The organism is Pseudomonas sp. TH10, assembly GCF_016651255.1.
Lineage (GTDB): Bacteria > Pseudomonadota > Gammaproteobacteria > Pseudomonadales > Pseudomonadaceae > Aquipseudomonas.
This window is the reverse complement of record NZ_JAEKEG010000019.1, coordinates 17,723-42,385: the sequence shown is the minus strand read 5'-3', so window position 1 is coordinate 42,385 and position 24,663 is coordinate 17,723. Positions and strand designations below refer to the sequence as shown.

Annotated in this window: 17 protein-coding genes and 7 pseudogenes; 8 read left to right on the top strand and 16 right to left on the bottom strand. The window is 60.1% G+C overall.

The window, feature by feature from the left end; translation table 11 throughout:
• Positions 1-49: 49 nt before the first annotated feature.
• Positions 50-706 (top strand): HAD family phosphatase, encoded by a 657-nt coding sequence (locus JFT80_RS02540; protein ID WP_201146819.1) that lies wholly within the window; start codon positions 50-52, stop codon positions 704-706.
• A gap of 51 nt (positions 707-757) precedes the next feature.
• Here the strand turns inward: JFT80_RS02540 and JFT80_RS02535 are convergent.
• A pseudogene (locus JFT80_RS02535) lies at positions 758-1,182 on the bottom strand (DUF2269 domain-containing protein).
• Positions 1,183-1,221: 39 nt separating this feature from the next.
• Positions 1,222-2,736 carry a threonine ammonia-lyase, biosynthetic gene (ilvA, locus tag JFT80_RS02530; protein ID WP_041072159.1) on the bottom strand — a complete coding sequence of 505 codons (1,515 nt, stop codon included), beginning with the start codon at positions 2,734-2,736 and terminating at the stop codon, positions 1,222-1,224.
• Positions 2,737-2,934: 198 nt separating this feature from the next.
• On the opposite strand from ilvA, the gene rpiA reads away from it, so the two are divergent.
• Positions 2,935-3,609, top strand: a complete 675-nt coding sequence (rpiA, locus tag JFT80_RS02525) for a ribose-5-phosphate isomerase RpiA (protein WP_201146818.1) — start codon at positions 2,935-2,937, stop codon at positions 3,607-3,609.
• 125 nt (positions 3,610-3,734) lie between these two features.
• Here rpiA and JFT80_RS02520 read toward each other — a convergent pair whose 3' ends face one another.
• From JFT80_RS02520 to JFT80_RS02505, 4 genes and pseudogenes are all read right to left on the bottom strand, one after another.
• Positions 3,735-4,652 carry an SdiA-regulated domain-containing protein gene (locus JFT80_RS02520; protein ID WP_201146817.1) on the bottom strand — a complete coding sequence of 306 codons (918 nt, stop codon included), beginning with the start codon at positions 4,650-4,652 and terminating at the stop codon, positions 3,735-3,737.
• A 118-nt stretch (positions 4,653-4,770) separates the two neighbouring features.
• Positions 4,771-5,699: pseudogene (locus tag JFT80_RS02515) on the bottom strand (SdiA-regulated domain-containing protein).
• A gap of 206 nt (positions 5,700-5,905) precedes the next feature.
• Positions 5,906-6,571, bottom strand: a complete 666-nt coding sequence (locus tag JFT80_RS02510; RefSeq protein WP_201146815.1) for a fumarylacetoacetate hydrolase family protein — start codon at positions 6,569-6,571, stop codon at positions 5,906-5,908.
• A gap of 41 nt (positions 6,572-6,612) precedes the next feature.
• Complete coding sequence (locus JFT80_RS02505; RefSeq protein WP_201146814.1) at positions 6,613-8,007, bottom strand: FAD-binding oxidoreductase; 1,395 nt, start codon at positions 8,005-8,007, stop codon at positions 6,613-6,615.
• Between the two features lie 206 nt (positions 8,008-8,213).
• Here JFT80_RS02505 and serA point away from each other — a divergent pair, with 206 nt between their 5' ends.
• Positions 8,214-9,443: a phosphoglycerate dehydrogenase gene (gene serA, locus JFT80_RS02500; protein WP_201146813.1), complete on the top strand. Its 1,230-nt coding sequence runs from the start codon at positions 8,214-8,216 to the stop codon at positions 9,441-9,443.
• Between the two features lie 61 nt (positions 9,444-9,504).
• Here the strand turns inward: serA and JFT80_RS02495 are convergent, their stop codons facing one another.
• Positions 9,505-9,930 (bottom strand): DUF4399 domain-containing protein, encoded by a 426-nt coding sequence (locus JFT80_RS02495; RefSeq protein WP_201146812.1) that lies wholly within the window; start codon positions 9,928-9,930, stop codon positions 9,505-9,507.
• A 135-nt stretch (positions 9,931-10,065) separates the two neighbouring features.
• On the opposite strand from JFT80_RS02495, the gene JFT80_RS02490 reads away from it, so the two are divergent.
• Positions 10,066-10,656 (top strand): transporter substrate-binding domain-containing protein, encoded by a 591-nt coding sequence (locus JFT80_RS02490; protein WP_201146811.1) that lies wholly within the window; start codon positions 10,066-10,068, stop codon positions 10,654-10,656.
• A 128-nt stretch (positions 10,657-10,784) separates the two neighbouring features.
• Here JFT80_RS02490 and JFT80_RS02485 read toward each other — a convergent pair.
• A pseudogene (locus JFT80_RS02485) lies at positions 10,785-11,269 on the bottom strand (DUF523 domain-containing protein).
• Between the two features lie 2 nt (positions 11,270-11,271).
• Positions 11,272-11,906: pseudogene (locus JFT80_RS02480) on the bottom strand (2OG-Fe(II) oxygenase).
• A gap of 108 nt (positions 11,907-12,014) precedes the next feature.
• Between JFT80_RS02480 and JFT80_RS02475 the strand changes: the two are divergent.
• Positions 12,015-12,761 carry a DUF2059 domain-containing protein gene (locus tag JFT80_RS02475; protein ID WP_201146810.1) on the top strand — a complete coding sequence of 249 codons (747 nt, stop codon included), beginning with the start codon at positions 12,015-12,017 and terminating at the stop codon, positions 12,759-12,761.
• A 43-nt stretch (positions 12,762-12,804) separates the two neighbouring features.
• On the opposite strand, the gene JFT80_RS02470 is transcribed toward JFT80_RS02475, so the two are convergent.
• Positions 12,805-13,752 carry an alpha/beta hydrolase gene (locus tag JFT80_RS02470; RefSeq protein WP_201146809.1) on the bottom strand — a complete coding sequence of 316 codons (948 nt, stop codon included), beginning with the start codon at positions 13,750-13,752 and terminating at the stop codon, positions 12,805-12,807.
• Positions 13,753-13,851: 99 nt separating this feature from the next.
• On the opposite strand from JFT80_RS02470, the pseudogene JFT80_RS02465 reads away from it, so the two are divergent.
• Together JFT80_RS02465 and JFT80_RS02460 are read left to right on the top strand one after the other, a co-directional pair.
• A pseudogene (locus tag JFT80_RS02465) lies at positions 13,852-14,434 on the top strand (DUF6436 domain-containing protein).
• 113 nt (positions 14,435-14,547) lie between these two features.
• Positions 14,548-16,958, top strand: a pseudogene (locus tag JFT80_RS02460) (penicillin acylase family protein).
• A 144-nt stretch (positions 16,959-17,102) separates the two neighbouring features.
• On the opposite strand, the gene JFT80_RS02455 reads toward JFT80_RS02460, so the two are convergent.
• A complete protein-coding gene (locus tag JFT80_RS02455) occupies positions 17,103-18,068 on the bottom strand; it encodes a GlxA family transcriptional regulator (protein WP_201146808.1) in 966 nt (321 codons plus the stop codon).
• 282 nt (positions 18,069-18,350) lie between these two features.
• Between JFT80_RS02455 and JFT80_RS02450 the strand changes: the two genes are divergently transcribed.
• Positions 18,351-18,992, top strand: a complete 642-nt coding sequence (locus JFT80_RS02450; protein WP_201146826.1) for an HD domain-containing protein — start codon at positions 18,351-18,353, stop codon at positions 18,990-18,992.
• Positions 18,993-19,175: 183 nt separating this feature from the next.
• Here JFT80_RS02450 and JFT80_RS02445 read toward each other — a convergent pair.
• From JFT80_RS02445 to JFT80_RS02425, 5 genes and pseudogenes are all read right to left on the bottom strand, one after another.
• Positions 19,176-20,065, bottom strand: a pseudogene (locus JFT80_RS02445) (ABC transporter permease subunit).
• Positions 20,062-20,943, bottom strand: a complete 882-nt coding sequence (locus JFT80_RS02440) for an ABC transporter permease subunit (protein ID WP_201146825.1) — start codon at positions 20,941-20,943, stop codon at positions 20,062-20,064. Before JFT80_RS02440 ends, JFT80_RS02445 begins: the two are co-directional and overlap by 4 nt.
• Positions 20,944-20,978: 35 nt before the next feature.
• Entirely contained in the window at positions 20,979-22,121 is a 1,143-nt protein-coding gene (locus JFT80_RS02435) for an ABC transporter ATP-binding protein (protein ID WP_007913856.1), read from the bottom strand.
• A 67-nt stretch (positions 22,122-22,188) separates the two neighbouring features.
• Positions 22,189-23,286, bottom strand: a complete 1,098-nt coding sequence (locus JFT80_RS02430; RefSeq protein ID WP_201146807.1) for a polyamine ABC transporter substrate-binding protein — start codon at positions 23,284-23,286, stop codon at positions 22,189-22,191.
• Between the two features lie 235 nt (positions 23,287-23,521).
• On the bottom strand, positions 23,522-24,631 hold the full coding sequence (locus JFT80_RS02425; protein WP_201146806.1) for a polyamine ABC transporter substrate-binding protein: 1,110 nt from the start codon (positions 24,629-24,631) through the stop codon (positions 23,522-23,524).
• Positions 24,632-24,663: the final 32 nt, after the last annotated feature.

Sequence of the window (24,663 nt, the reverse complement as noted above, 5' to 3'; positions counted from 1 at the left end):
AGACCGTATTCTTGTCGCCTTTTTACAGACTTATCAGCGGGTAACTGCAATGCGCCTGGCTCTATTCGATTTGGACAACACCCTTCTGGGCGGCGACAGCGATCACGCCTGGGGCGACTATCTGTGTGAACGCGGTTTCCTCGACCCGATTGCGTACAAAGCGCGTAACGACGAGTTCTATCAGGATTACCTGGCCGGCAAACTGGATAACGCCGCGTACCTGAACTTCTGCCTGGAAATCCTCGGCCGCACCGAAATGGCCACGCTGGCGCAGTGGCACCAGGATTACATGCGCGACTGCATCGAACCGATCGTGTTACCCAAGGCTATCGAGCTGCTGGCCAAGCACCGTGACGCGGGTGACAAGCTGGTGATCATCACCGCGACCAACCGTTTCGTAACCGGACCGATTGCCGAGCGTCTGGGCGTTGAAACCCTGATTGCTACCGAGTGCGAAATGCTCGACGGCCGTTACACCGGGCGCAGCACCGACGTACCGTGCTTCCGCGAAGGCAAGGTCACCCGATTGAATCGCTGGCTGCAAGAGACCGGGCATTCGTTGGACGACAGCTATTTCTATAGCGATTCGATGAATGATTTGCCGCTGCTGGAGCAGGTGGCGAATCCGGTGGCGGTTGATCCGGACCCTAACTTGCGGGCTGAGGCCGAGAACCGCGGTTGGCCAGTGATCACCCTGCGCGACTGAAGATCAAAAGATCGTCCGAAGGCTTGGGCCGCGTTCGGACGATCTTTCGGGCTAAACCGGCTTCGCGCCCATTAACCTCGCAATCGCGACCAGGCAAACAAAACTGAACAGCGCCAGGGCAAAAGTAAATCTGCCATTCCCCCCGGCGCCTTGCGCAATTTGTTCAGCCGCACCAGCAGCCAGAACCACCCCAACGCCGCCAAGGTATAAAGCACACTGGAGGCCAGCAGCCAGGTCTGTCCCAAGGGCCAGCCCACCAGGTGCACCATCCACCAGCCGGTGAATGGCATGCTCAGCAGGGCCAGGCCCATCAGCAGCCAGACAAACACCCGTGGCCGTTGCAACGTGCGGCTGCCCGCCGTCGCATCACCTTTGCGTTTTGCCAGCAAAACCCAGATTCCCAGACCCAGCGCACCGGCCAGCAACACCACGGTCGCAACCATGTGCGCGGTTTTCAGGGCAGTTAACGTTTCCATTGTTCGATTTCCTTAAGGCCTGCCCATCAGCGTAGCCGCTCAGCCCAAAAACAGCTGATAGGCCGGGTTCTCACTCTCATCCCAATACGGGTAGCCGATTTCTTCCAGCGCCGCCGGCACCAGATGACGCTCGTCGTGCGGTACCTGCAGGCCCGCGACCACACGACCATCCGCCGCACCGTGGTTGCGGTAGTGGAACATCGAGATGTTCCAGCGCCCACCGAGCTTATTAAGGAAGTTGAACAGCGCACCCGGACGTTCCGGGAACTCGAAGCGAAACACCACTTCATCGATGACATGCGCGGCATGCCCGCCGACCATGTGGCGAATGTGCAGCTTGGCCAGTTCGTTGTCGGTCAGATCAAGCACCGGGAAACCCTGCTCGGTGAGGCTCGCCAGCAACGCACTGCGCGGGTCGTTCTCCGGGTGAGTCTGCACGCCGACGAAGATGTGCGCTTCGCTGCCGGTGTTGTAGCGGTAGTTGAATTCGGTGATCTGGCGTTTGCCGATGGCTTCGCAGAAAGCCTTGAAGCTGCCGGCCTTCTCGGGAATGGTCACGGCGATGATTGCTTCGCGGCCTTCACCCAGCTCGGCGCGCTCGGCAACGTGACGCAAGCGATCGAAATTGACGTTGGCGCCGGAGTCGATGGCGACGAACGTCTGGCCGCTGACGCCGCGCAGTTCGACGTACTTCTTGATCCCGGCAACGCCCAAGGCGCCGGCAGGTTCGGTGATCGAGCGGGTATCGTCGTAAATGTCCTTGATTGCCGCACAGATTTCGTCAGTGCTGACGGTGATGACTTCATCGACGTAGTCTTTGCAGATATCGAAGGTGTGCTGGCCAATCTGCGCCACCGCCACGCCGTCGGCGAAGATGCCCACTGTCGGCAGCACCACGCGCTCGCCCGCCGCCATCGCGGCTTGCAGGCAGTTGGAGTCGTCCGGCTCAACGCCGATGACTTTGATGTCCGGACGCAGGTATTTCACGTACGCGGCGATGCCGGCGATCAGGCCGCCACCACCAACCGGGACGAAAATCGCGTCCAGTGGCTGCGGGTGCTGACGCAGAATCTCCATTGCCACGGTGCCCTGCCCGGCAATGGTGTGCGGATCATCGTACGGGTGAATGTAGACGTAGCCTTTTTCATCAACCAGTTTCAGCGAGTAGGCCAAAGCTTCCGGGAACGAGTCGCCGTGCAGCACCACTTTGCCGCCGCGCGAACGCACGCCTTCGACTTTGATCTCGGGAGTGGTTTTGGGCATGACGATGGTAGCTTTCACGCCCAGCACTTTCGCCGCCAGGGCCAGACCCTGCGCATGGTTGCCCGCCGACGCAGTGACCACGCCACGGGCGCGCTCTTCGTCAGTCAGTTGAGTGAGTTTGTTGTAGGCGCCGCGAATCTTGAACGAGAACACCGGCTGCAAGTCTTCGCGCTTGAGCCAAATGTCATTGCCCAGCCGCTCGGAGAGCTGGCGAGCGTTCTGCAGCGGGGTTTCTACGGCAACGTCATAAACGCGCGAGGTGAGGATCTTTTTGACGTACTGTTCGAGCATCGGAAAGCATCACTGAGCGGGTTGGGCAGGACCAACGAGTCTAACCCGGCTTCGCGCCACACGACCACACCCCAATCCAAACCTGTGGGAGCAAGCTTTGCCCCTACCGGGATATCCCCCAGGTTTGAGCATGACCTTCCCTGCCCCGCAGCCTATAATGCCGGCCTTCAGCCCCCTCTTCGGCACTTCGGAGCCCGCATGACCCAGGATCAACTCAAACAGGCAGTGGCTCAGGCCGCCGTCGACTTCATCCTTCCTAAACTCGACGACAAGAGCATCGTCGGGGTCGGCACCGGCTCCACCGCCAACTGCTTCATCGACGCCCTGGCCCAGCACAAGGGCGCGTTCGATGGCGCGGTCGCCAGTTCCGAAGCCACCGCCGCGCGCCTGAAAGGCCACGGGATTCCGGTGTACGAGTTGAACACGGTCAGCGACCTCGAGTTCTACGTCGATGGCGCCGATGAAAGCGACGCGCACCTGAACCTGATCAAGGGCGGCGGCGCTGCGCTGACCCGCGAGAAGATCGTCGCGGCCGTGGCCAAGACTTTCATCTGCATCGCCGACGCCAGCAAACTGGTGCCGGTGCTTGGTGAGTTCCCGCTGCCGGTAGAAGTGATCCCGATGGCTCGCAGCCACGTCGCTCGCGAACTGGTGAAACTGGGCGGCGACCCGGTCTACCGCGAAGGCGTGCTGACCGACAACGGCAACATCATCCTCGACGTGTTCAATATGCAGATCACCAACCCGGTCGAACTGGAAGCGCAGATCAATGCAATCGTCGGCGTGGTCACCAACGGCTTGTTCGCGGCGCGTCCGGCGGACTTGTTGTTGCTGGGTACCAGCGAAGGCGTGAAAACCCTGCGCGCAGAGTAACCAGAAACACCGATAAACCTGTGGGAGCGGGCTTGCCCGCGATGAGGCCATTACAATCAACATTCTGTTGACTGACCGGCCGCCATCGCGAGCAAGCCCGCTCCCATAATGTTGTGGGGTGCTGGTTAGTTTTGTGCGGGCTTCCTGAAGACGTAAAACAGGTTCGGCTCGCTCACCAGGTACAACGTGCCGTCGTCATCCATCGCAATCCCTTCCGCTTGCGGCACGGTTTTCTGCAAACCCTGACGGCCGCCGCTGATCGACATCGTGCTCAACGGGCGCCCGTCGACATCCAGCTCCAGAATCAACCGCGACTCATCCGACAGCGCCAGCAAATGGCCGCTGCGCTCGTCGTATTGCAGGCTGGATAAATCCCTGACAAACATCCCGGCATCGCGCTTGGGATCGTTGATCACATGCACGGCGTAGGACTTTTCCGGGTTGAAGTGTGGAAAACCGTGCACCTCATAAATCAGCATCGGATCGCGCTCTTTCGCCACAAACAAGCGCTTGCCCACGGAATCGTAAGCCAAGCCCTCGAAACCCTTGTTACCGCTCATGTGCACACCGAGGGTCATCTGCTCGGCGTCCGCCGCGTCGAGGAAGGTGGTGTCTTTTTCCAGATGAATCTTGATCAATCGCTGCTCGCGCTCGTCAGTGATCACGTAGGTGTCGGCGCTGATGTACTCCACCGCTTCCGGATCGCCGAAGCCCACCAGCGAAATGCGCCGGATAATCTGGCCATCCAGAGACAGCTCGATCAATTCGGAATTCTTGTTGGTGACCGTGAACAGGCTTTTGCGCACTGGATCGAATGTCAGGGCCGACACGTCGTCATCCAGGCCATCGATCACCCGCGCCTCGACCGTGACCTGATAACGATCAAGACCAATGGAAAGTGCGCTCTCGGCCTGCCACAGCGCATGCAGGTTGAACCAGCCGCGCTCGAACAGGCGCAGGTATTGGCCCATGGCGATCAACGCCAGCAGTGCGACCATCGCGAAGATCAGGATCAGGGGTTTGGGACGGGCAAATCGACGCATTCTGGTGGGCTCGGATTCAGGACAGGCGGATGAAATATCACGTCTGTCTGAACTCAAGCTTAATGGCCACTTGCCCTATCCTACAACTGCACAGGCGTAATCCTGCACAGCAGCGTCATCATTCGTGCTTTTCGAAGCGGTAAAACAAGTTCGGCTCGCTCACCATGTACAGCGTGCCCGCCTCGTCCATGGTCACGCCTTCGGCGCGGGGGATGGTCTTTTTCAGGCCGTTGAAACCGCTCAGCAGGGTCATGAAGCTGACTTGTTCGCCCTTCTCGTCCAACTCCAGCAACAAATGCGAATCAGCGGACAACACCAACGTGTGGCCGGTGCGCGGGTCGATTGCCAGCGCCGAGAGATTGCGGATATCCAGTTCGTCGCTGACCAGCTTCTGCTTTTCACCCTTCAAGACCTGGCTGCCATCGCTTTTCCAGGTGAACAGCGCCGGCGGCCGCTCCTCGCCCAGCAGCAGTTGCTGATTGCGCGGATCCCAGGTGATCGCCTCAAAGGCCTTGTTCTGATTGGCCGAAGGGCCGAGATCGTATTTCGGGAAATCAGCGATGTTCAATTGGCGGGTATCGGCATCGACCTTGACGATGGTCAGAATATGCTCGCGCTCATCGACAATCGCCATCAGACCGTTTTCCATCACGGTCAGCCCTTCCGGATTGACCCAACCCACCAACGGCATCTTGCGCAGCACATCACCCTGCAAGGACAGTTCGACGAGAAAGGGGTTCTTGCCCATAACCGAGAACAGGGTTTTGGTCTGAGGGTTGTACGCCAGGTCGGACGCTTCGTCCTTCTCCATGCCTGGCAGCAATTTGGCGTCGATGACTGCGGTGTAATTCGGCAGCCAGATACTTTCCTGGCGCTCGGCGGGGCTTTCGAAACGTTCCTGCAACCAGAGCGCACCTCGGTCATCCCAATGCATGGCAATGGCCAGGCCATAGCTTATGGCGGCAACCAGCAATAGCCAGTAATACCAGCGCATAAAAAGCGCGGGCGGCGGGCAGGTTTGAGCGTGGGCAGCGGTGGGTTGGCCATTAACGGATGGATTCCGGATAGTCATGAATGGGAGTCATGGGAGCAATCCCGGTCGGGATGCAATTCCTGTGGAAGCAAATTCCTGTGGGAGCAAAGCGTGCTCGCGATGAGGCCTTTGAATTCAACATTGAAGTTGAATGGTAGACCGCTATTGCGAGCACGCTTTGCTCCCACAGGCAGCTTTGCTCCCACGGGAGGCTGTGCTGTCAGCGGACGCTGGTGGTAAAGCTGCTGGCGCCTGGCAATTCGATGACCAGTTCGTCGCCCACATTCAGCGGGCCAACGCCCACTGGCGTGCCGGTCAGGATCACGTCACCGGCCTGCAGCGAGAAGCATCCGGCCATGTGCTGGATCATCGGCACAATAGGGTTGAGCATGGCGCTGCTGTTGCCGTCCTGGCGAACTTCACCATTGATGGTCAGGCGAATGCCGATGTCGGCCAGGTCGGCGAAGGTGCTGCCGGACACGAACGGCGCAATCACCGCCGCGCCGTCGAACGACTTGGCGATTTCCCACGGCAGGCCCTTGGCTTTCAGCTCGGCCTGCTTGTCGCGCAGGGTCAGATCCAGCGCCGGGGCGAAACCGGAGATCGCGTCGAGCACTTCTTCGCGACTCGGTTTGGTCGACAGCGGCTTGCCGATCAACACGGCAATTTCTGCTTCGTAGTGCACCGAACCGCGCTCGGTCGGAATGGCGAAACCGCCGTCCAGCTCAACCACGCAACTGCCCGGCTTGATGAACAGCAACGGCTCGGTAGGCACCGGGTTGTCCAGTTCTTTGGCGTGTTCGGCGTAATTGCGGCCAATGCACACGACTTTCCCGATCGGGAAGTGGATGCGCGTGCCGTCGACGTACTGGTGCTGATAGCTCATTTACCGACTCCTGCCTTCATTGATTCATCAAAGATTACAGATCAAACCGCGAAGATCTTGCCCGGATTCATGATGCCGTTCGGGTCGAACACTGCCTTGACGGCTTTCATGTACTCGATCTCAACCTCTGAACGGCTATAGGTCAAGTAGTCACGCTTGGTCATGCCCACGCCGTGTTCGGCGGAAATCGAACCGTTGTACTTCTCGACGGTTTCGAACACCCACTTGTTGACCGTGGCGCACTTGGCGAAGAACTCGTCCTTGCTCAGGTTATCCGGCTTGAGGATGTTCAAGTGCAGGTTGCCGTCGCCGATGTGGCCGAACCAGACGATTTCGAAATCCGGATAGTGTTCGCCGACGATCGCGTCGATTTCCTTCAGGAACGCTGGCACTTTCGAGACGGTGACCGAGATGTCGTTCTTGTACGGGGTCCAGTGCGAGATGGTCTCGGAAATGTATTCGCGCAGTTTCCACAGGTTCTGCAACTGGGTTTCGCTCTGGCTCATGACGCCGTCCAGCACCCAGCCCTGTTCGACGCAGTGTTCGAAGGTTTCCAGCGCGCTGTTGGCCACTTCTTCGGTGGTCGCTTCGAATTCCAGCAATGCGTAGAACGGGCAGTCGGTTTCGAACGGCGCCGGTACGTCGCCGCGACCCATGACTTTGGCCAGGGCTTTATCGGAGAAGAATTCGAACGCCGTCAGGTCAAGCTTGCCCTGGAAAGCGTGCAGCACCGGCATGATCGAATCGAAATCGGCGGTACCGAGCACCATGGCAGTGAGGTTTTTCGGCGCGCGATCCAGGCGCATGGTCGCTTCGACCACAAAACCCAGGGTGCCTTCAGCACCAATGAACAGCTGACGCAGGTCGTAACCGGTGGCGTTCTTGATCAGGTCTTTGTTCAGTTCAAGCACGTCGCCCTTGCCAGTGACGACTTTCATGCCGGCGACCCAATTGCGGGTCATGCCGTAGCGAATCACCTTGATCCCGCCGGCATTGGTGCCGATATTGCCGCCAATCTGGCTGGAACCCGCCGAAGCGAAGTCTACCGGGTAGTACAAGCCTTTTTCTTCGGCGACGTTCTGCAAATGCTCGGTGACCACGCCCGGCTGACAAACGGCGGTGCGGTCAGTGAGGTTCACGTCGAGAATCTGATTCATGTAGTCGAACGACACGACCACTTCGCCATTCGCGGCCACCGCAGCGGCGGAAAGGCCGGTGCGCCCGCCCGATGGCACCAGCGCGACCTTGTGCGTGTTGGCCCAACGGACAACGGCCTGCACCTGCTCGATGGTCTTGGGAAACACGATGGCGCTGGGCGCCGGGGCGAAGTGCTTGGTCCAATCCTTGCCGTACGCATTCAGGGAGTCGGCGTCGGTCAGGACCTTGCCAGGCTCGACCAGGGTCTTCAGTTCATCAATCAGGGCAGGATTGGTCATCGACAGAACTCTCGAACAATTCATGGTCATCCTGAGAACGCTTCACGTCGCAGGAATGAGTGTTTAGCGGGGCGGCTATGCTAGCATATCGACCCCACAGGACAGTGCCCAAGGCCTGATCTGCGGTAACGGCTTTCCTGCCGTTTGGGTCAGCTCCAGGCTGCGCCCCTCCCTGCCATTTTTCTCCGGGATACAGGTTTACGCAGATGAGCAAGACTTCTCTCGATAAGAGCAAGATCAAGTTCCTTCTTCTCGAAGGCGTCCACCAATCGGCTGTCGACGTCCTCAAGGCGGCGGGCTATACCAGCATCGAATACCTGACAGGTTCCTTGCCGGAAGCCCAGTTGAAGGAAAAGATTGCTGACGCTCACTTCATCGGCATTCGTTCGCGCACCCAATTGACCGAAGAGATCTTCGATCACGCGAAGAAGCTGGTAGCGGTCGGCTGTTTCTGCATCGGCACCAACCAGGTTGACCTGAGTGCTGCCCGCGAGCGCGGCATCGCCGTGTTCAACGCGCCGTACTCCAATACCCGCTCCGTTGCCGAGCTGGTGCTGGCCGAGGCGATCCTGCTGCTGCGCGGCATCCCTGAGAAAAACGCTTCCTGCCACCGTGGCGGCTGGATCAAGTCTGCGGCCAACTCCTTCGAGATCCGTGGCAAGAAGCTGGGCATCGTCGGCTACGGCTCGATCGGTACTCAGCTGTCGGTTCTGGCCGAAGGTCTGGGCATGCAGGTGTTCTTCTATGACACCGTGACCAAGCTGCCGCTGGGCAACGCCACTCAGGTCGGCAACCTGCACGACCTGCTGGGCATGTCCGACATCGTCACCCTACACGTTCCGGAAACCGCTGCGACCCAGTGGATGATCGGCGAGAAGGAAATCCGCGCCATCAAGAAGGGCGGCATCCTGATCAACGCAGCACGCGGCACCGTGGTCGAGCTGGACGCCCTGGCGGACGCGATCAAGGACAAGCACCTGATCGGCGCGGCCATCGACGTGTTCCCGGTGGAGCCACGCTCCAACGACGAAGAGTTCGAAAGCCCGCTGCGTGGCCTCGACAACGTGATCCTGACCCCGCACATCGGTGGCTCGACCGCTGAAGCGCAAGCCAACATCGGTCTGGAAGTCGCAGAGAAACTGGTCAAGTACAGCGACAACGGTACCTCCGTTTCGTCGGTGAACTTCCCGGAAGTGGCCCTGCCGGCTCACCCTGGCAAGCACCGCCTGCTGCACATCCACGAGAACATCCCGGGTGTGATGAGCGAGATCAACAAGGTCTTCGCCGAAAACGGCATCAACATCTCCGGTCAGTTCCTGCAGACCAACGAGAAGGTTGGCTACGTGGTGATCGACGTCGACGCCGAGTACTCGGACCTGGCGCAAGAGAAGCTGCAGCACATCAACGGCACTATCCGTAGCCGTGTTCTGTTCTGATCAAACGTCAGCGACAAAAAAGGGAGCCTTCGGGCTCCCTTTTTCATGCACGGCGAAAAGCTTATTCGACGTTGACGGTGATTTTCTTCGAGACGATTGGCGGATCGAACGGCATGTGGCCGCTGTCACCCAGCTCCAGCTGCAGGGTGTGCTTGCCCGGTGCCAGTTTGATCGTCGCTTCGGTCTGCGCCTTGCCGAAGTGCATGTGGTTGGCGTCCATCGGAATCGGCTGACCGGCGGCTGGGAGCTCTTTGACATCGATCAGCAGGTGGTGGTGACCGGTGTTTTTGGTGACATCACCCGCTGGCGCCAGCGCCACGTCCTTGGTGCCGAACTTGACTTTGAATTCCTGAGAAACAGTCGCCCCGTCCTCGGGAGAAACGATGAACACTTCCGCGCCTTTAGGGGCCGGAGTCGCTGCACTGGCCAGCACCGAAACACCCATCAACAGGCCAGCCAATGCTGCACGTGACATAAACGTTTTCATTCTCTTCTCCAGTTTTTCCGTAAAATCCGCACGGTCATGACAACTTCATGACCATTCGTTGTCGAAGGCACTCGACAACCATAGCAAAGCGCGCCTGACTCAGAGCGTCGCAATAATGATTTCAAAGGAGTGACCATGCGTTTTCTGCCTGGCCTGATCTGCCTGCTACCCCTTTTGAGCCCTTTGGCTAATGCCGAACTGATTGATGACGTCAACGACCGCGGCGAGCTGCGCATAGCCCTTGAGGCTAATACACCGCCCTTCAATTACAAGGACGACGGCGACCAACTCACGGGGTTCGAGGTCGAGCTTGGGCAATTGATAGCCTCTGAGCTGGATGTGCGCGCCGATTTCATCGTCACCGACGAAGGCGATCTGCTCCAGGGCGTTGAAAGCGGCAAGTACGACGTCGCGCTCAACCACATAGCACTGACACCGGAACTCAAGGATCGTTTCGACTTCAGTGAGCCTTACAGCTATGCCAAGGCAGATCTGATCGCGCAGAAAGAACCGGAGCCGCGCTCGATGCTGCTGGTACAGACCTTGGCGCAGGACAAACCCAAGGCGGCTGCGCCGGTGCGCCTGGCCATCCCGTTCCAGAAGGGCAACCCGGCGTTTCATGCCAGCCTGGAGAATGCGCTGGGGCGGATCAAGGCGGACGGACGCCTGCAGGCACTGTCACAGAAGTGGTTTGGTGCGGATACGAGTGTGGCGCCGAAGCCCTGAGCCGAGGCAGATGGATAACCCAGGGGGCGCGAGCTGCTCGCGATGAGGCCGGCATATCCAGCTAAGGTGTTGAGGGACAGGCCGCCATCGCGAGCAGGCTCGCTCCCACAGCAGATGTGTTCGGGCGGTTAGTCTTGTGCGGTCAAAGCACGGGCCGCTTCCGGCAGTTGCAGCTCGCTGAAGACTTGCACCCCGTAGCGTCGCAGCAATGCCGCCGTGACGCCCTCACCGCTGACCTTCACACCGCTGAACGTCCCGTCGTAAGTCAACAGATTCCCGCACGACGGGCTGTTGGCCTTCAGCACCGCAATCCGGATGCCGTGCTTTTGCACCAGTTCCAGGGCCTGATACGCCCCCGACAGGAACTCGGCGCTGACATCCGCACCATCAGTGGTGATGATCGCCGCCCGCCCATCCAGCACTTCACCGCCCTGCCCGCCGGGGATTTCCGCGGCAGCCCGGGAGTCGGCAAGCCGCCGGCCACCTCGGGGCACAAAGGCACGACCCGACCCTCATCGACCCATTGCTGCAACTGATCGAAAGGCCCACTGGCACCGCCGTCGTAGCGAACGCGGTGACCCAGCAGGCAGCGGCTTACCAGAATTTTCTGCATGGTCAGAAGGGCTCGTTGCCGCGTCGCCGGAACCAGCCGGTCAACGACAGGCGATTTCGGCTGGCGGGCAGGACTTCGTGGGGCACTTCGCCGGACAGGAAGACCACCAGGCAGCCGCCGGTTGGCACGACGTCATGCTGCACGCCTTCGTCCAGGTACATGCGCAACTGGCCACCGTGCTCGGGTAGCCAGGCATCATTCAGGTAGACCACCGCCGACACCATGCGCCGGTCGTCGTCGCGAAAGCGATCGACGTGCTTGAGGTAAAAAGCGCCTGGCGGGTACAACGCGAAATGGCTTTCGAAATCCTCCAGGCCGAGGAACAGGCCCCGATTCATCGCCTCGCGCAGGCTGTCCATCAGCTGTAGATAACTGTCACACGCCAGCGCCTGGCCGGGCTCGATCCACTGAATGCGGTCGCCACGAATGCCCTCGCGAATCTCCGAAAGTGGGCCCGCGACCCACGGCGGCAGGCGCCAATTCACCTTCGGCTGAACGTTTATGGCACTCAGCCGCCAGTTCCCGGGTCAGACCCAGAGGCAGGAAAATATTCTGCTGCGACCAGCCATGTGTCGGCCAGGTCGTCGACGATACGTAACAGCAGCGGATGATCAGAGGGTATTTGCATGGCGCGCATAGTATTCCTGTGCCTGCAAATCCGACAGAGCCGTGCAGCGGCTTGATACGAATTCTCGACAAGTCCGAATGCCACACGGAGAATAGTCGCCTGCTGACAGGAGTCCCTATGCGCCGTTTGCTTTTTTCACTGTTGATGCTTTGTGTTTTGCCCGCTTGGGCGGACGGCCACGATCAGTTGTACAAGGTCGCCGGCTGGCCAGATCAACGTGCGCATTTCAATGACGCCCTGAGTGCCGCGCAGCAGCGCTATCAGAACAGCCTGCCGCCCGCCGTGTTTCAAGCGCTGGTGAACAACAGCAACCAGCGCTTTGCTCCACAGGCCATGGATCAACGCGCCGAAGCGCAACTGCGCCAGCACCTCGCCGATCCGAAACCGGCCCTGTCCTTCTTTCAATCGCCACTGGGCAAGAAAATCGTTGCGGCCGAATTGCTCGCAACCCGCCGTGATCAATTGGCGAAGAATGCCAAGGGCCTGCCGAAGATGCAGGTCAGCGACAGCCGCCTGCTGATCATCGGCCACCTCGCCCAGGCTTTGCCGGCGCGCGAGGCTGGCGCTGAAGTGAGCCTGGCGATTGCCGGTGTCGCGGCAGACAGTTTGAGTTCGATGATTCCCGGCCTGCTCGGTGGCGGTCAGGCGCAGGGCATGCTGAACGGCCAGCGTCAGCGCTTGATGGATCAGATTGGCGTAGACCTGAACAACACGCTGCTCTACGTGTATCGCGACCTGTCGGATGAAGAGCTGGAGGAGTTTGCGACGTTTGCCGAGTCGACTGAGGGCAAGGCGTATTACCAGGCGGCGCTGGCGGCTATTCGCGCAGGGTTGGCAGTGGGGCAGACTAACCTTGGCCAATAATTTTCAGTGCCTGGCATGACGCCATCGCGGGCCTTCACTGCCACTAAAGATTGCGGCCCTTGATCCGCTTGCTCAAGAACTCGAAATACTCCTCGCGCATCTCCACCGTTTCATTCGCCAGATGATGCCGTGCCTCCGCCAGCAGCAAGATCTGCGGCCGATCGAACTTCCACTTCAACACCTGCAAATTGTGCTGCCAGTCGACCGTCATATCCGCCTGCCCCTGCACGATCAGCGGCCGACGCAAGCTGTGCGGTGCTGCCTCGATGCGCTTGACCCAACGGGCGAGCGCGCCTACCCAGGCGGTGGGCAGGCGCAGCGGTTGTAGCGGGTCTGCTTGCAGGAAGGGCAGGAAATCCGGGTCGTTGGAGTTCTCGCTGAAGCGCCGCGCCACCCCTCTGACGAAAGGCCTGAGCAGGTAATAACTCAACTGCGACCAGCCCCACGCACGAGGCCGCACCAGCGGTGCCATCAGAATCAACTGACCTTGCGCCGGGCTGCCTTCGCCATGGTTGAGCACGTGATCGACCACAATCGCTCCGCCAGTGCTTTGTCCGCACAAGTGCCACGGCTGCGGCAACGAGATCGACTGCGCTTCGGCGAACAACGCTTGCAGGACATCCTGATACTCGGAGAAATCGCGAATGCTCGCGCGCGGCCCGCTCGACAGACCATGCCCGGGCAAGTCGCAGGCAATCACGGCGAAGTCCTGATCCAGCGCCCACTCGATCACATGGCGATAGAGCCCGGTGTGATCGTAATAACCGTGCAGCAGAAACAGCGTCGCCTTGACCTTCTCCGGCCACCAGAACTGACTGACCAGCTGATAACCACCCGCCTCGAATCGGCCCAGGCCAGTGCGCAGTTCGCGCCCGGGAAAATCCAGGCCATAAAAGTGCCGATACGCCCGCGCTTGCTCCGACAACGGCTGCCACTCGGCCAATGGCTTGAGGCTGGCGCGTAATTGATCGGGGTCGAAAGTAGCAGGCATGAGGCAATTTCCAGCGAGTGAAACGGACTTTATCGGCCTGCGATATTCATCTGTCCCGGCAAGCATGGCAAGCTAGCCGACCTCCAAGGAAAGCATTCCATGCGCCCGGCCTACCGCACCACACTGCTCGCCAGCCTGCTCACCCTCGTGTGCGCCGTCGTACTGTGGGCGGCATACGACTGGTTTCAAGGTCGCTACCTGCGCGCATTCAGCGAACATACGGCAGTATTCTCCGGCGACCCCTTGCGTCTGCCGGACGACCTTGCAGGCCCCGGGGCCATTCGCCTGGTGCACTTCTGGGACCCTGCGTGCCCCTGCAATGTCGGCAACCAGCAGCATCTCAGTGAGCTTGTCGAGCGTTCATGTTCCACAGGGCATCGAGTTCTACTCGGTGCAAAAACCCGGTAGCCACGGTCAGTTACCGAGCACCCTGGGCGGGCTGAAAAACATCAACGTGTTGCCTGGCTCCGAGCAGATCCCCGCCAGCCCCGCCGTGGCGATATGGGATCGAACCGGCAAACTGGCCTATTTTGGCCCCTACAGCGAAGGCCTGACGTGCAATTCCAGTAACAGCTTCATCGAACCGATCCTGCAGGCGCTGAACGAAGGGCGTGAGGTGAGCGCCACTCACACACTGGCGGTGGGGTGTTACTGCCCCTGGCCTGTGGCGGCAACGAAGTAGGGAAGATCCGGCAATACGAATCCCTCCTAAGGGCGATGGGCCGTCGCGGCAGGTCGTGTTAAACAGTGTCGCCAGGGAATTGCTGTCACTCATAACAAGAACAAGGAATCACCATGAAACGCCTCCTGACCGTTCTCGTCCTGCTGGTTGTGCTGCTCGCCGCTGGCGCTGGCTGGTACGTCTACAGCAAACAACCGACACGCCAGGGCCAGGTCGAACTGCGCAACCTGCAAGGGTCGGTGACCGTGCGCTACGACGAGCGCGGCGTACCGCACATCCGTGCCGAGAACGAAACCGACCTCTACCGCGCCCTTGGCTATGTGCATGCCCAGGATCGGCTGTTCCAGATGGAAGCCATGCGCCGCCTCGCCCGTGGCGAGCTGGCCGAAGTGCTCGGGCCGAAACTGCTCGACACCGACAAACTGTTCCGCAGCCTGCGCATACGCGAGCGCGCCGCCAGTTACGTCGCCAGCCTCGATAAGCAGTCGCCGGCGTGGAAGGCCCTGAAAGCCTATCTGGACGGCATCAACCAATATCAGGACTCGCACGCCGCGCCCATCGAGTTCGACGTGCTGGGCATCCCCAAACGGCCGTTCACGGCAGAAGACAGCATCAGCGTCGCCGGCTACATGGCTTACAGTTTTGCTGCCGCGTTTCGCACCGAACCGTTGCTGACGTATGTGCGCGATCAGCTCGGCACCGATTACCTCAACGTCTTCGACCTCGACTGGCAGCCCAAAGGCGTTCTGGCCAGTCAGCAGGGTGGCGCTGCCAGGCCCTTGCCAGTGTCGACTGGAAGGACCTCAACGCCCTCGCCCGCCTGAGTGAACAGGCCCTGGCGGAGCACGGCCTGCCGCAGTTCGAAGGCAGCAACGCCTGGGTCGTCGCCGGCAGCCGCACCAAGAGCGGCAAGCCGCTGCTGGCGGGTGACCCGCACATTCGCTTCTCGGCGCCGTCGGTATGGTATGAGGCGCAGCTCTCGGCACCCGGCTTTGACCTTTACGGTCACTATCAGGCGCTGATGCCGTTTGCGTCACTCGGCCTGAATCACGATTTCGGCTGGAGCATCACCATGTTCCAGAACGATGACCTGGACCTGATCGCGGAGAAGGTCAATCCGGACAATCCCAACCAGGTCTGGTATCGCGGCAAGTGGGTGGACATGACCTCCAGCGAGCAGCAGATCGCGGTTAAGGGTCAGGCCCCAGTGCCCCTGGTACTGCGCCAGTCGCCCCATGGGCCGATCGTCAACGATGCGCTGGGCGCGAACGTGGGCAAGACCCCAATCGCCATGTGGTGGGGCTTCCTCGAAAGCCCGAATCCGATTCTCGAAGGCTTCTACCAGCTCAACCGCGCCGACACCCTGGCCAAGGCGCGCAGTGCCGCAGCCAAGGTCCAGGCGCCCGGCCTGAACATCGTCTGGGCCAATGCCAAGGGCGACATCGGCTGGTGGGCGGCAGCGCAGCTACCCAAGCGTCCCGCAGGGGTGCGGGGTGGCTTTATTCTCGATGGCAGCACTGCCGAGGCGGAGAAGGACGGCTTCTACCCGTTCAGCGCCAACCCTCAGGAAGAAAATCCGTCGCGGGGCTACATCGTGTCGGCCAACTTCCAGCCGGTATCGCCAACCGGCATGGACATCCCCGGGTACTACAACCTGGCGGATCGTGGCCAGCAGCTCAATCGCCAGCTCGGCGACAAAGCGGTCAAGTGGGACCTGGAAGCCAGCCAGAAGCTGCAACTGGGCACCACCACCGGCTACGGGCCACGCTTGCTCGCCCCGTTGTTGCCGGTGTTACGCGAAGTGGTGAGCGATCCTGCCGAACTGCGGCTGGTGGAGCAACTGGCCCGGTGGCAAGGTGATTACCCGCTGGACTCCACCAGTGCCACGCTGTTCAACCAGTTCCTGTATGACCTCGCCGATGCAGCGATGCGTGATGAGCTGGGCAACGACTTTTTCGACACGCTGCTGTCGACGCGGGTGATCGATGCGGCGCTGCCACGCTTGGCGGCGAACGCTGATTCACCGTGGTGGGACAACCGCAACACACCGATCAAGGAGACCCGCGCCGACACGGTCAAGGTGGCATGGCAAGCGAGCCTGGCGCACCTTCGGAACACGCTTGGCGCAGACTTCGCGCAGTGGCAGTGGGGCGCGGCGCATACGCTGACGCACGGGCATCCGCTGGGGCAGCAGAAGCCGCTGGAGCGGATTTTCAACGTCGGGCCGTTCGCAGCGCCGGGCAGTCATGAGGTGCCGAATAATCTTTCCGCGCGGATCGGCCCGGCGCCGTGGCCGGTGACTTACGGGCCGTCGACGCGGCGGCTGGTGGATTTCGCCGACCCGGCGCATGGCCTGACGATCAATCCGGTTGGGCAGAGTGGCGTGCCGTTTGACAGTCACTATGACGACCAGGCCGAAGCGTATGTCGACGGGATGTATGTGCAGGCGCATTTCAGCGAAGAAGAGGTGACGGCGAATACCCGGAGCACGTTGAAGCTGTTGCCGGCGCGGGCTGCGCAGTAGTTTTTGGTTTTCCGGGCTGACGCCTTCGCGAGCAGGCTCGCTCCCACAGGATTTGCGCCGTACACATAATTCGTAATCGGCGCGACCATTGTGGGAGCGGGCTTGCCCGCGATGGGGCGCGCATGGACACCCCAGACCTCTGCCTCACACCACCACCGCAAAATTCAGCCTGAACTGCTGGGGCGTCACCCCCAGCCGCCGGTTGAACACACTGCGCATGTGCTGTGCATCGCGAAAACCACACTGATACGCCACTGTCTTCAGTGGTGCACGGGTGCTCTCCAGCAACACCCGCGCCGCATCCAACCTCGCTCTTTCGACGAACTCCGCCGGGGTGATCTTCGCTTCCCGGGCGAACACCCGGGAAAAATTACGGGTACTCATGTTTGCGGCGTTGGCCAGGTCGGCGATGGTCAGGTCCCCGGTGAGGTTGGCCAGCACATGGAGCTGCACCAGCGCCACCGCCGAGGTCGGTTCGGCATGGGGCGTGAGGAATGGACTGAACTGCGACTGCCCGCCCGAGCGCTGGGTGAACACCACCAGGCGCTTCGCCACGCTCAAGGCGACTTCCGGGCCGTGATCCTGGGCCAGCAGGAACAGCGACAGATCAATCCCTGCAGTCACTCCCGCCGAGGTGTACAGCGCGCCATCCTGCACGTACAGCCGGTCGGCTTCGACACGCGTACCAGGACATAAAGCGGCCAGCGCCGCCGCATCGCCCCAGTGGGTGGTCACCGTTTTGCCTTCCAGCAGCCCGGCTCGGGCAAGCATGAATGCGCCATTGCAGATCGAGCCGAACCGTTGCGCCCGAGCGCTGGCGTCGCGCAGCCAGGCATCAAAAGTCGCGCCGAAATTCATGGACGGCAACTGCGGGCCGCCGGCCACCAGAAGCAGGTCATAGTCCTCCAGCGCTTCGCAGTAATGCCGATGGGCATTGACTGCCAAACCGTTGGAACAGGCCATCACCCCATGCTCGACACCAATGACTTCCAGGCGATAGTGGTCGGCCCGTGCCAGGAAACGATTGGCCTCGGAAAACACATCCATGGGCCCGGTGACGTCCAGGGACTGAACGCCGGCAAAGACCACGATGGCAACGGTTTTACTCATGACAGACTTGCCCCCGTTCAATGCCCCCTGCAGGAGTGAGCTCGCTCGCAATGGACTCAATGGCGCCATTTCGTCCAGCCAGCCCTCTTCATCGTTCACCTCCATCGCGAGCAAGCTCGCGCCTACAGGAACTTAGCCAATCGCGGCGCAACAAGCGAGGCTGGCGCGATATGCATGTTCATTGGCAAGGATCGCAGCCATGGCTTGATTGTCCGCTGTGTGGTGCAGGAACAGACTTGTTCCATCAGCGCCACCAAGGCGTTCCCCACGAGGAAAGCACCCATGAGCAGCCACATCGCCGGCATCCAGATCCCCGACAGCGCCCTGGCCAGGGCCACCACCGAATACATTCGCGACGTCGAGTCAGACCTGCTCTATCACCACTCACGCCGGGTATTTTTGTTCGGCGCGCTAAGCGGTGAGCGCCAGCAACTGGCCTACGATCCTGAACTGCTCTACGTCGGAGCAATGTTCCATGACCTCGGTCTGGTTGAAGGTCATCGCAGCGCTGACGAGCGTTTTGAAGTCGACGGCGCCAATGCGGCAGCAGCGTTTCTCAAGCCTTACGGGTTGAGCGATGACGACATCGAGCAGGTGTGGTTGTCGATTGCCCTGCACACCACGCCGGGCGTGCCGAAGCATTTGCGTCCGACTGTGGCGCTGGTGACTGCCGGTGTCGAGATGGACGTGCTGGGCATGGATTACGCGGCGTTCAGCAGCGTACAGCGTGAAGCGGTGGTGCATGCGCACCCGCGTGGGGAAGGTTTCAAGGAGTGCATCATCTGCGCGTTTGCCGACGGCTTGCGCCACCGTCCGCAGACCACGTTCGGCAACGTGAAGACCGATGTGCTGAAGGATCAGGAGCCGGGATTCAAGCCGATGAACTTCGTCGAGGTCATCCGCCAATCCCCCTGGATTTCCTGACCGCTGAAAAACCTGTGGAAGACTTCATGCTGCGGGGCTGCCGCACCTGGACTCCACACCCAGCGAACAGCCCTTGCGGGCGTGAGCCTGCTCGCGATTGCGGACTGACATTCAACATCTTCGTTGAACGTTAAACCTTCATCGCGAGCAGGCTCGCTCCCACAGGTGTTCGAGCCTACAGACTCAAACGGCTTCCGGTGCCTGCGCGCGACGCACGTCCGGTTGCTTCCATGAGTCGGCAGCGCTTTCCTCAATGGCCTGCTGGATCGCTTTCTTGCGCGACTCTTCCGCACGACGGCTGAAGAACCACACCAGGAAGGTCACCAGCGACACCGCCAGCAGAATCAAACTGGCCACGGCGTTGATCTCAGGCTTCACGCCCAGGCGCACGGCCGAGAACACTTCCATCGGCAAGGTCGTAGACCCCGGCCCGGAAACGAAACTCGCCAACACCAGGTCATCCAGGGACAACGCGAAGGACATCATGCCCCCGCTGCCAGCGATGGCGCGATCATCGGGATGGTGATCAGGAAGAACACCTTCCACGGCCGTGCGCCAAGGTCCATCGCTGCTTCTTCGATCGACAGGTCCAGCTCACGCAGGCGCGCCGACACCACCACCGCCACATACGCCGCACAGAACGTCGTGTGAGCGATCCAGATGGTGACGATGCCACGCTCCTGGGGCCAGCCGATCATCTGTGCCATTGCCACGAACAGCAGCAACAACGACAGACCGGTAATCACCTCGGGCATCACCAGCGGCGCGGTGACAAGGCCACCGAACAACGTGCGCCCCTTGAAGTGGGTGATCCGGGTCAACACGAAGGCCGCCAGTGTACCCAGCGCTACCGCCGCAACCGCGGTGTAGCAGGCGATTTCCAGCGAGCGCAACACCGAGCCCATCAGTTGCGTGTTGTCGAGAAGGCCGACGTACCACTTGATCGACCAGCCGCCCCACACCGTCACCAGCTTGGAGGCGTTGAACGAGTAGATCACCAGGATCAGCATCGGCAGGTAGATGAACAACAGACCCAGAACCAGCATCAGGCTGGAGAAACGGAAGCGCTTCATTCTTTACCCTCCATTTCCTTGGCCTGACTGCGGTTGAACAGAATGATCGGCACAATCAGGATCGCCAGCATCACCACCGCCAGCGCGGACGCCACCGGCCAGTCACGGTTGTTGAAGAACTCTTGCCAGAGCACTTTACCGATCATCAGGGTTTCCGGACCGCCGAGCAGTTCCGGGATCACGAACTCGCCGACCACCGGGATGAATACCAGCATGCAGCCGGCAATGATCCCGTTCTTGGACAGCGGAATGGTGATTTTCCAGAAGCTGTTGAAGGTGCTCGAACCGAGGTCGGAAGCGGCTTCCAGCAAGCTGTGATCGTGCTTCACCAGGTTGGCGTACAGCGGCAGGATCATGAACGGCAGGTACGAGTAAACGACGCCGATGTACACCGCAAGGTTAGTGTTGAGGATCTGCAGCGGCTCGTCGATAAAGCCCATGCTCATCAGGAAACCGTTGAGCAGACCGTTGTTACTGAGGATGCCCATCCACGCATACACGCGGATCAGGATCGCGGTCCAGGTCGGCATCATGATCAGCAGCACCAGCACCGTCTGCATCTCTTTGCGGGCACTGGCGATGGCGTAGGCCATCGGATAGCCGATCAGCAGGCAGAGGACAGTGCTGATCAGCGCCATCTTCAGCGAGCCAAGATACGCGGCGATGTACAGCTCGTCGTCGCCCAGCATCGCGTAGTTGCCCAGGTTCAACAGCACCTGGAGCTTCTGGTCGATGAAGCTGTAGATCTCGGTGTACGGCGGAATGGCCACGTCGGCTTCGGCGAAGCTGATCTTCAACACGATGAAGAACGGCAACATGAAGAACAGGAACAGCCAGATGAACGGAACCCCGATGACCAGCTGGCGGCCACCGGGAATTATTCGATTGAGGCGGCGTTTGAATTTGCGCATGTTCATGAGCGAAGTACCACGCCGCTATCGTCTTCCCACCACACGTAAACCTGATCGCCCCAGGTCGGCCGCGCGCCGCGACGCTCGGCATTGGCGACGAACGACTGCACCAGCTTGCCGCTCGGCAGTTCGACGTAGAACACCGAGTGCCCGCCGAGGTAGGCGATGTCATGCACCTTGCCGCTCGACCAGTTGTATTCGCAGGTCGGTTGATCGGCGGTGACCAGCAGCTTCTCCGGGCGAATCGCGTAGGTGACCGACTTGTCCTGCACCGAAGTACTGATGCCGTGGCCGACGTAGATCTGCCGATCGAGGTCTTTGCAGGTGATGGTCGCGTGGCCTTCGGCGTCGTCGATCACTTCGCCTTCGAAGATGTTCACGTTGCCGATGAATTCGCAGACCAGACGGCTGGTCGGGGTCTCGTAGATGTCGATCGGGCTGCCGATCTGGGCGATCCAGCCCAGGTGCATGATCGCGATGCGCTCGGCCATGGTCATGGCCTCTTCCTGGTCATGCGTCACCATCACGCAGGTCACACCCACGCGCTCGATGATTTCCACCAACTCAAGCTGCATCTGCGAACGCAGTTTCTTGTCCAGTGCGCCCATCGGTTCGTCGAGCAGCAACAGCTTCGGCCGCTTGGCCAGCGAACGCGCCAGCGCCACACGCTGACGCTGACCGCCAGACAGTTGGTGCGGCTTGCGCTTGGCGTACTGGCTCATCTGCACCAGTTTGAGCATCTCGGCCACGCGGGCATCGACTTCAGCGGCCGGGATCTTGTCCTGCTTGAGGCCGAAGGCGATGTTCTGCGCCACGGTCATGTGCGGAAACAAGGCGTACGACTGGAACATCATGTTGATCGGACGTTCGTACGGCGGCATGTCGGTGATGTCGACGCCGTCGAGAAAAATGCGCCCCTCCGTGGGCCGTTCGAACCCTGCCAGCATCCGCAGCAGAGTGGATTTGCCCGATCCCGAACCGCCGAGCAGAGCGAAGATCTCGCCCTTTTTGATTTCCAGGGACACGTCGTCCACGGCAATCGTCTCGTCGAACTTCTTCGTGACCCGGTCGATTTTGACCAACACCTGCTTCGGTGTCTGGTCGCCCTCGAGGGCTTTCTTATAGGCGCCGGAGGCAACTGCCATTTACGAAACTCCCAGAAAAAAAGAGTGCAGTTCGCCCAATACAGACGAACCCAGGATAGTTTGTGCCTTACATGCCCGACTTGACCTTGGTCCAGCTGCGGGTCATCAGACGCTGAATGTTCGGTGGCAACTCGGTCGACACATAAGCCTTGTCGATTACGGCCTGCGGTGGATAAACCGACTCATCGGTGCGGATGGATTGCTCCATCAGTTTGTCCGACCCGGGATTCGGGTTGGCATAGCCGACGTAATCACTGACCTGGGCGATGACCTCAGGTTTCAGCAAATAGTTAATGAAGGCGTGGGCTTCCTTGACGTTGCTCGAGTCCTTTGGAATCGCCAGCATGTCAAACCACAGCGCGCCACCTTCCTTGGGAATCGAGTAGGCGATGTTCACGCCCTTCTTCGCTTCTTCAGCGCGGTTTTTCGCCTGGAACATGTCGCCGGAGAAACCGATAGCCACGCAGATGTCGCCGTTGGCCAGGTCCGAGATGTACTTGGAGGAGTGGAAGTAAGTCACGTAAGGCCGCACCGCCAGCAACTTGGCCTCAGCCTTCTTGTAGTCCTGCGGGTTGGTACTGTTGGCATCCAGGCCCATGTAGTTGAGCACTGTCGGCATCATTTCATCCGCCGAATCGAGGAACGCCACGCCGCAGCTTTGCAGCTTCTTGATGTTCTCCGGCTCGAACAGCACGCCCCACGAATCGATCTTGTCGACACCGAGCACAGCCTTCACTTTATCGACGTTGTAGCCGATGCCGTTGGTGCCCCACAGGTACGGCACGGCGTACAGGTTGCCCGGATCGTTCTGCTCCAGACGCTTGAGCAGCGCCGGGTCGAGATTGGAATAGTTCGGCAGTTGCGACTTGTCGAGCTTCTGGAACGCGCCCGCCTTGATCTGCTTGCCGAGGAAGTGGTTCGACGGCACGACCACGTCGTAACCGGTACGCCCGGCCAGCAGCTTGCCTTCCAGGGTTTCGTTGGAGTCGAAGACGTCGTAGACCGGTTTGATCCCGGTGGCTTTCTGGAAGTCAGCCAGGGTCGTCTCGCCGATGTAGTCCGACCAGTTATAAATATGCACCGTACCGGCGGCCTGGGCTCCGACAGCAATCGTCAGGCCGGCAGTGGCCAGCAGGGCTTTGCGCAAAGAAGAAAAAATAGGCAAGTGGAGGTCCTCTAAATTAGTTGGGCCCAAGTTGCCCCGCGCTGCATGACAGCCATGGCTGCCCGGCAACAAAACCGGCGCGCAACTTACCCTCGAAAAACCGTTCCAGCAAAACTTTTATGCATATAGCCCTGTAGGAGCTCGCTCGCGATGGTCGCCAACGATAACCAAGGAGGCCTGACACCCAACGGTGCTCCAGCGTTCTTCGCGAGCGAGCTCGCTCCTACAGGTTTATTTATTTACCCGATTTGATCTTGGTCCAGCTGCGGGTCAGGATTCGCTGGGTAGCGGCCGGCAAGTCGGCAATCGCGTACAGCTTGGCCAGAACATCGGCTGGTGGATAAACGCCCGGGTCGCTGGTGATGTCTTTATCAACCAGCGCTGTTGCCGCTGCGTTACCGTTCGGGAAGCGCACGGCGTTGGTGATCTCTGCCATGATTTCCGGCTTCATCAGGAAGGTCATGAACTTGTAGGCACCTTCGACGTTTTCGGCATCTTTAGGGATGGCGACCATGTCGAAGAAGCTGCCGGCACCTTCTTTCGGAATGTTGTAGCTGACCTTCACCTTGTCACCGGCTTCAGCGGCACGGGACTTGGCTTGCTGCACGTCACCCGAGTAGCCGACGGCTACGCAGATGTTGCCGTTGGCCAGGTCCGAGATGTACTTGGAGGAGTGGAAGTAGGTGATCGAAGGACGAATCTTGAGGAACAGTTCCTCGGCTTTCTTGATGTCTTCTTTCTTCTGGCTGTCGGTTGGAAGGCCCAGGTAGTGCAGCGCGACCGGGAGCATTTCGGTCGGCGAATCGAGGAAGCTCACACCGCAGCCCTTGAGCTTGGCGATGTTTTCAGGCTTGAGCAGCACGTCCCACGAATCGATGGTGTCGACGCCCAGCGCAGCCTTGACCTTCTCGGCGTTATAACCAATGCCGATCGAGCCCCACATGTACGGGAAGGCGTGTTTGTTACCTGGGTCGCTGACCGAAACGGCCTTGAGCAGATCCTGGTTCAGGTTCTTCCAGTTAGGCAGCTTGGACTGATCCAGCTCCTGGTAAACGCCAGCCTTGATCTGCTTGGCGAGGAAGTTGTTGGACGGCACGACCACGTCGTAGCCGGACTTGCCTGCCAGCAGCTTGGCTTCCAGGGTCTCGTTGCTGTCGAAGACGTCATAGACGACTTTGATCCCGGACTCTTTCTCGAAGTTGGCGATGGTGTCCGGAGCGATGTAGTCGGACCAGTTGTAGACGTGCAGCACTTTGTCGTCCGCGTGAACCGCCCCTGCCATCATGCCCATCAGGGACATGGCCAGGAGGGTCTTGCCAGCAAGCTTTTTACCTAATGCCTTCATGCGTCATGCTCCAAATTTTTCTTTTTTGAACC

What these genes read in the sequence shown, in the direction of transcription:
- JFT80_RS02475 (WP_201146810.1), top strand. Translation starts at nt 12,015, where the DNA reads ATGCGCCGTTTGCTTTTTTCACTGTTGATGCTTTGTGTTTTGCCCGCT.
- JFT80_RS02470 (WP_201146809.1), bottom strand. Translation starts at nt 13,752, where the DNA reads ATGCCTGCTACTTTCGACCCCGATCAATTACGCGCCAGCCTCAAGCCA.
- JFT80_RS02490 (WP_201146811.1), top strand. Translation starts at nt 10,066, where the DNA reads ATGCGTTTTCTGCCTGGCCTGATCTGCCTGCTACCCCTTTTGAGCCCT.
- JFT80_RS02455 (WP_201146808.1), bottom strand. Translation starts at nt 18,068, where the DNA reads ATGAGTAAAACCGTTGCCATCGTGGTCTTTGCCGGCGTTCAGTCCCTG.
- JFT80_RS02435 (WP_007913856.1), bottom strand. Translation starts at nt 22,121, where the DNA reads ATGGCAGTTGCCTCCGGCGCCTATAAGAAAGCCCTCGAGGGCGACCAG.
- JFT80_RS02450 (WP_201146826.1), top strand. Translation starts at nt 18,351, where the DNA reads ATGAGCAGCCACATCGCCGGCATCCAGATCCCCGACAGCGCCCTGGCC.
- JFT80_RS02540 (WP_201146819.1), top strand. Translation starts at nt 50, where the DNA reads ATGCGCCTGGCTCTATTCGATTTGGACAACACCCTTCTGGGCGGCGAC.
- ilvA (WP_041072159.1), bottom strand. Translation starts at nt 2,736, where the DNA reads ATGCTCGAACAGTACGTCAAAAAGATCCTCACCTCGCGCGTTTATGAC.
- serA (WP_201146813.1), top strand. Translation starts at nt 8,214, where the DNA reads ATGAGCAAGACTTCTCTCGATAAGAGCAAGATCAAGTTCCTTCTTCTC.
- JFT80_RS02510 (WP_201146815.1), bottom strand. Translation starts at nt 6,571, where the DNA reads ATGAGCTATCAGCACCAGTACGTCGACGGCACGCGCATCCACTTCCCG.
- rpiA (WP_201146818.1), top strand. Translation starts at nt 2,935, where the DNA reads ATGACCCAGGATCAACTCAAACAGGCAGTGGCTCAGGCCGCCGTCGAC.
- JFT80_RS02520 (WP_201146817.1), bottom strand. Translation starts at nt 4,652, where the DNA reads ATGCGTCGATTTGCCCGTCCCAAACCCCTGATCCTGATCTTCGCGATG.
- JFT80_RS02505 (WP_201146814.1), bottom strand. Translation starts at nt 8,007, where the DNA reads ATGACCAATCCTGCCCTGATTGATGAACTGAAGACCCTGGTCGAGCCT.
- JFT80_RS02425 (WP_201146806.1), bottom strand. Translation starts at nt 24,631, where the DNA reads ATGAAGGCATTAGGTAAAAAGCTTGCTGGCAAGACCCTCCTGGCCATG.
- JFT80_RS02495 (WP_201146812.1), bottom strand. Translation starts at nt 9,930, where the DNA reads ATGAAAACGTTTATGTCACGTGCAGCATTGGCTGGCCTGTTGATGGGT.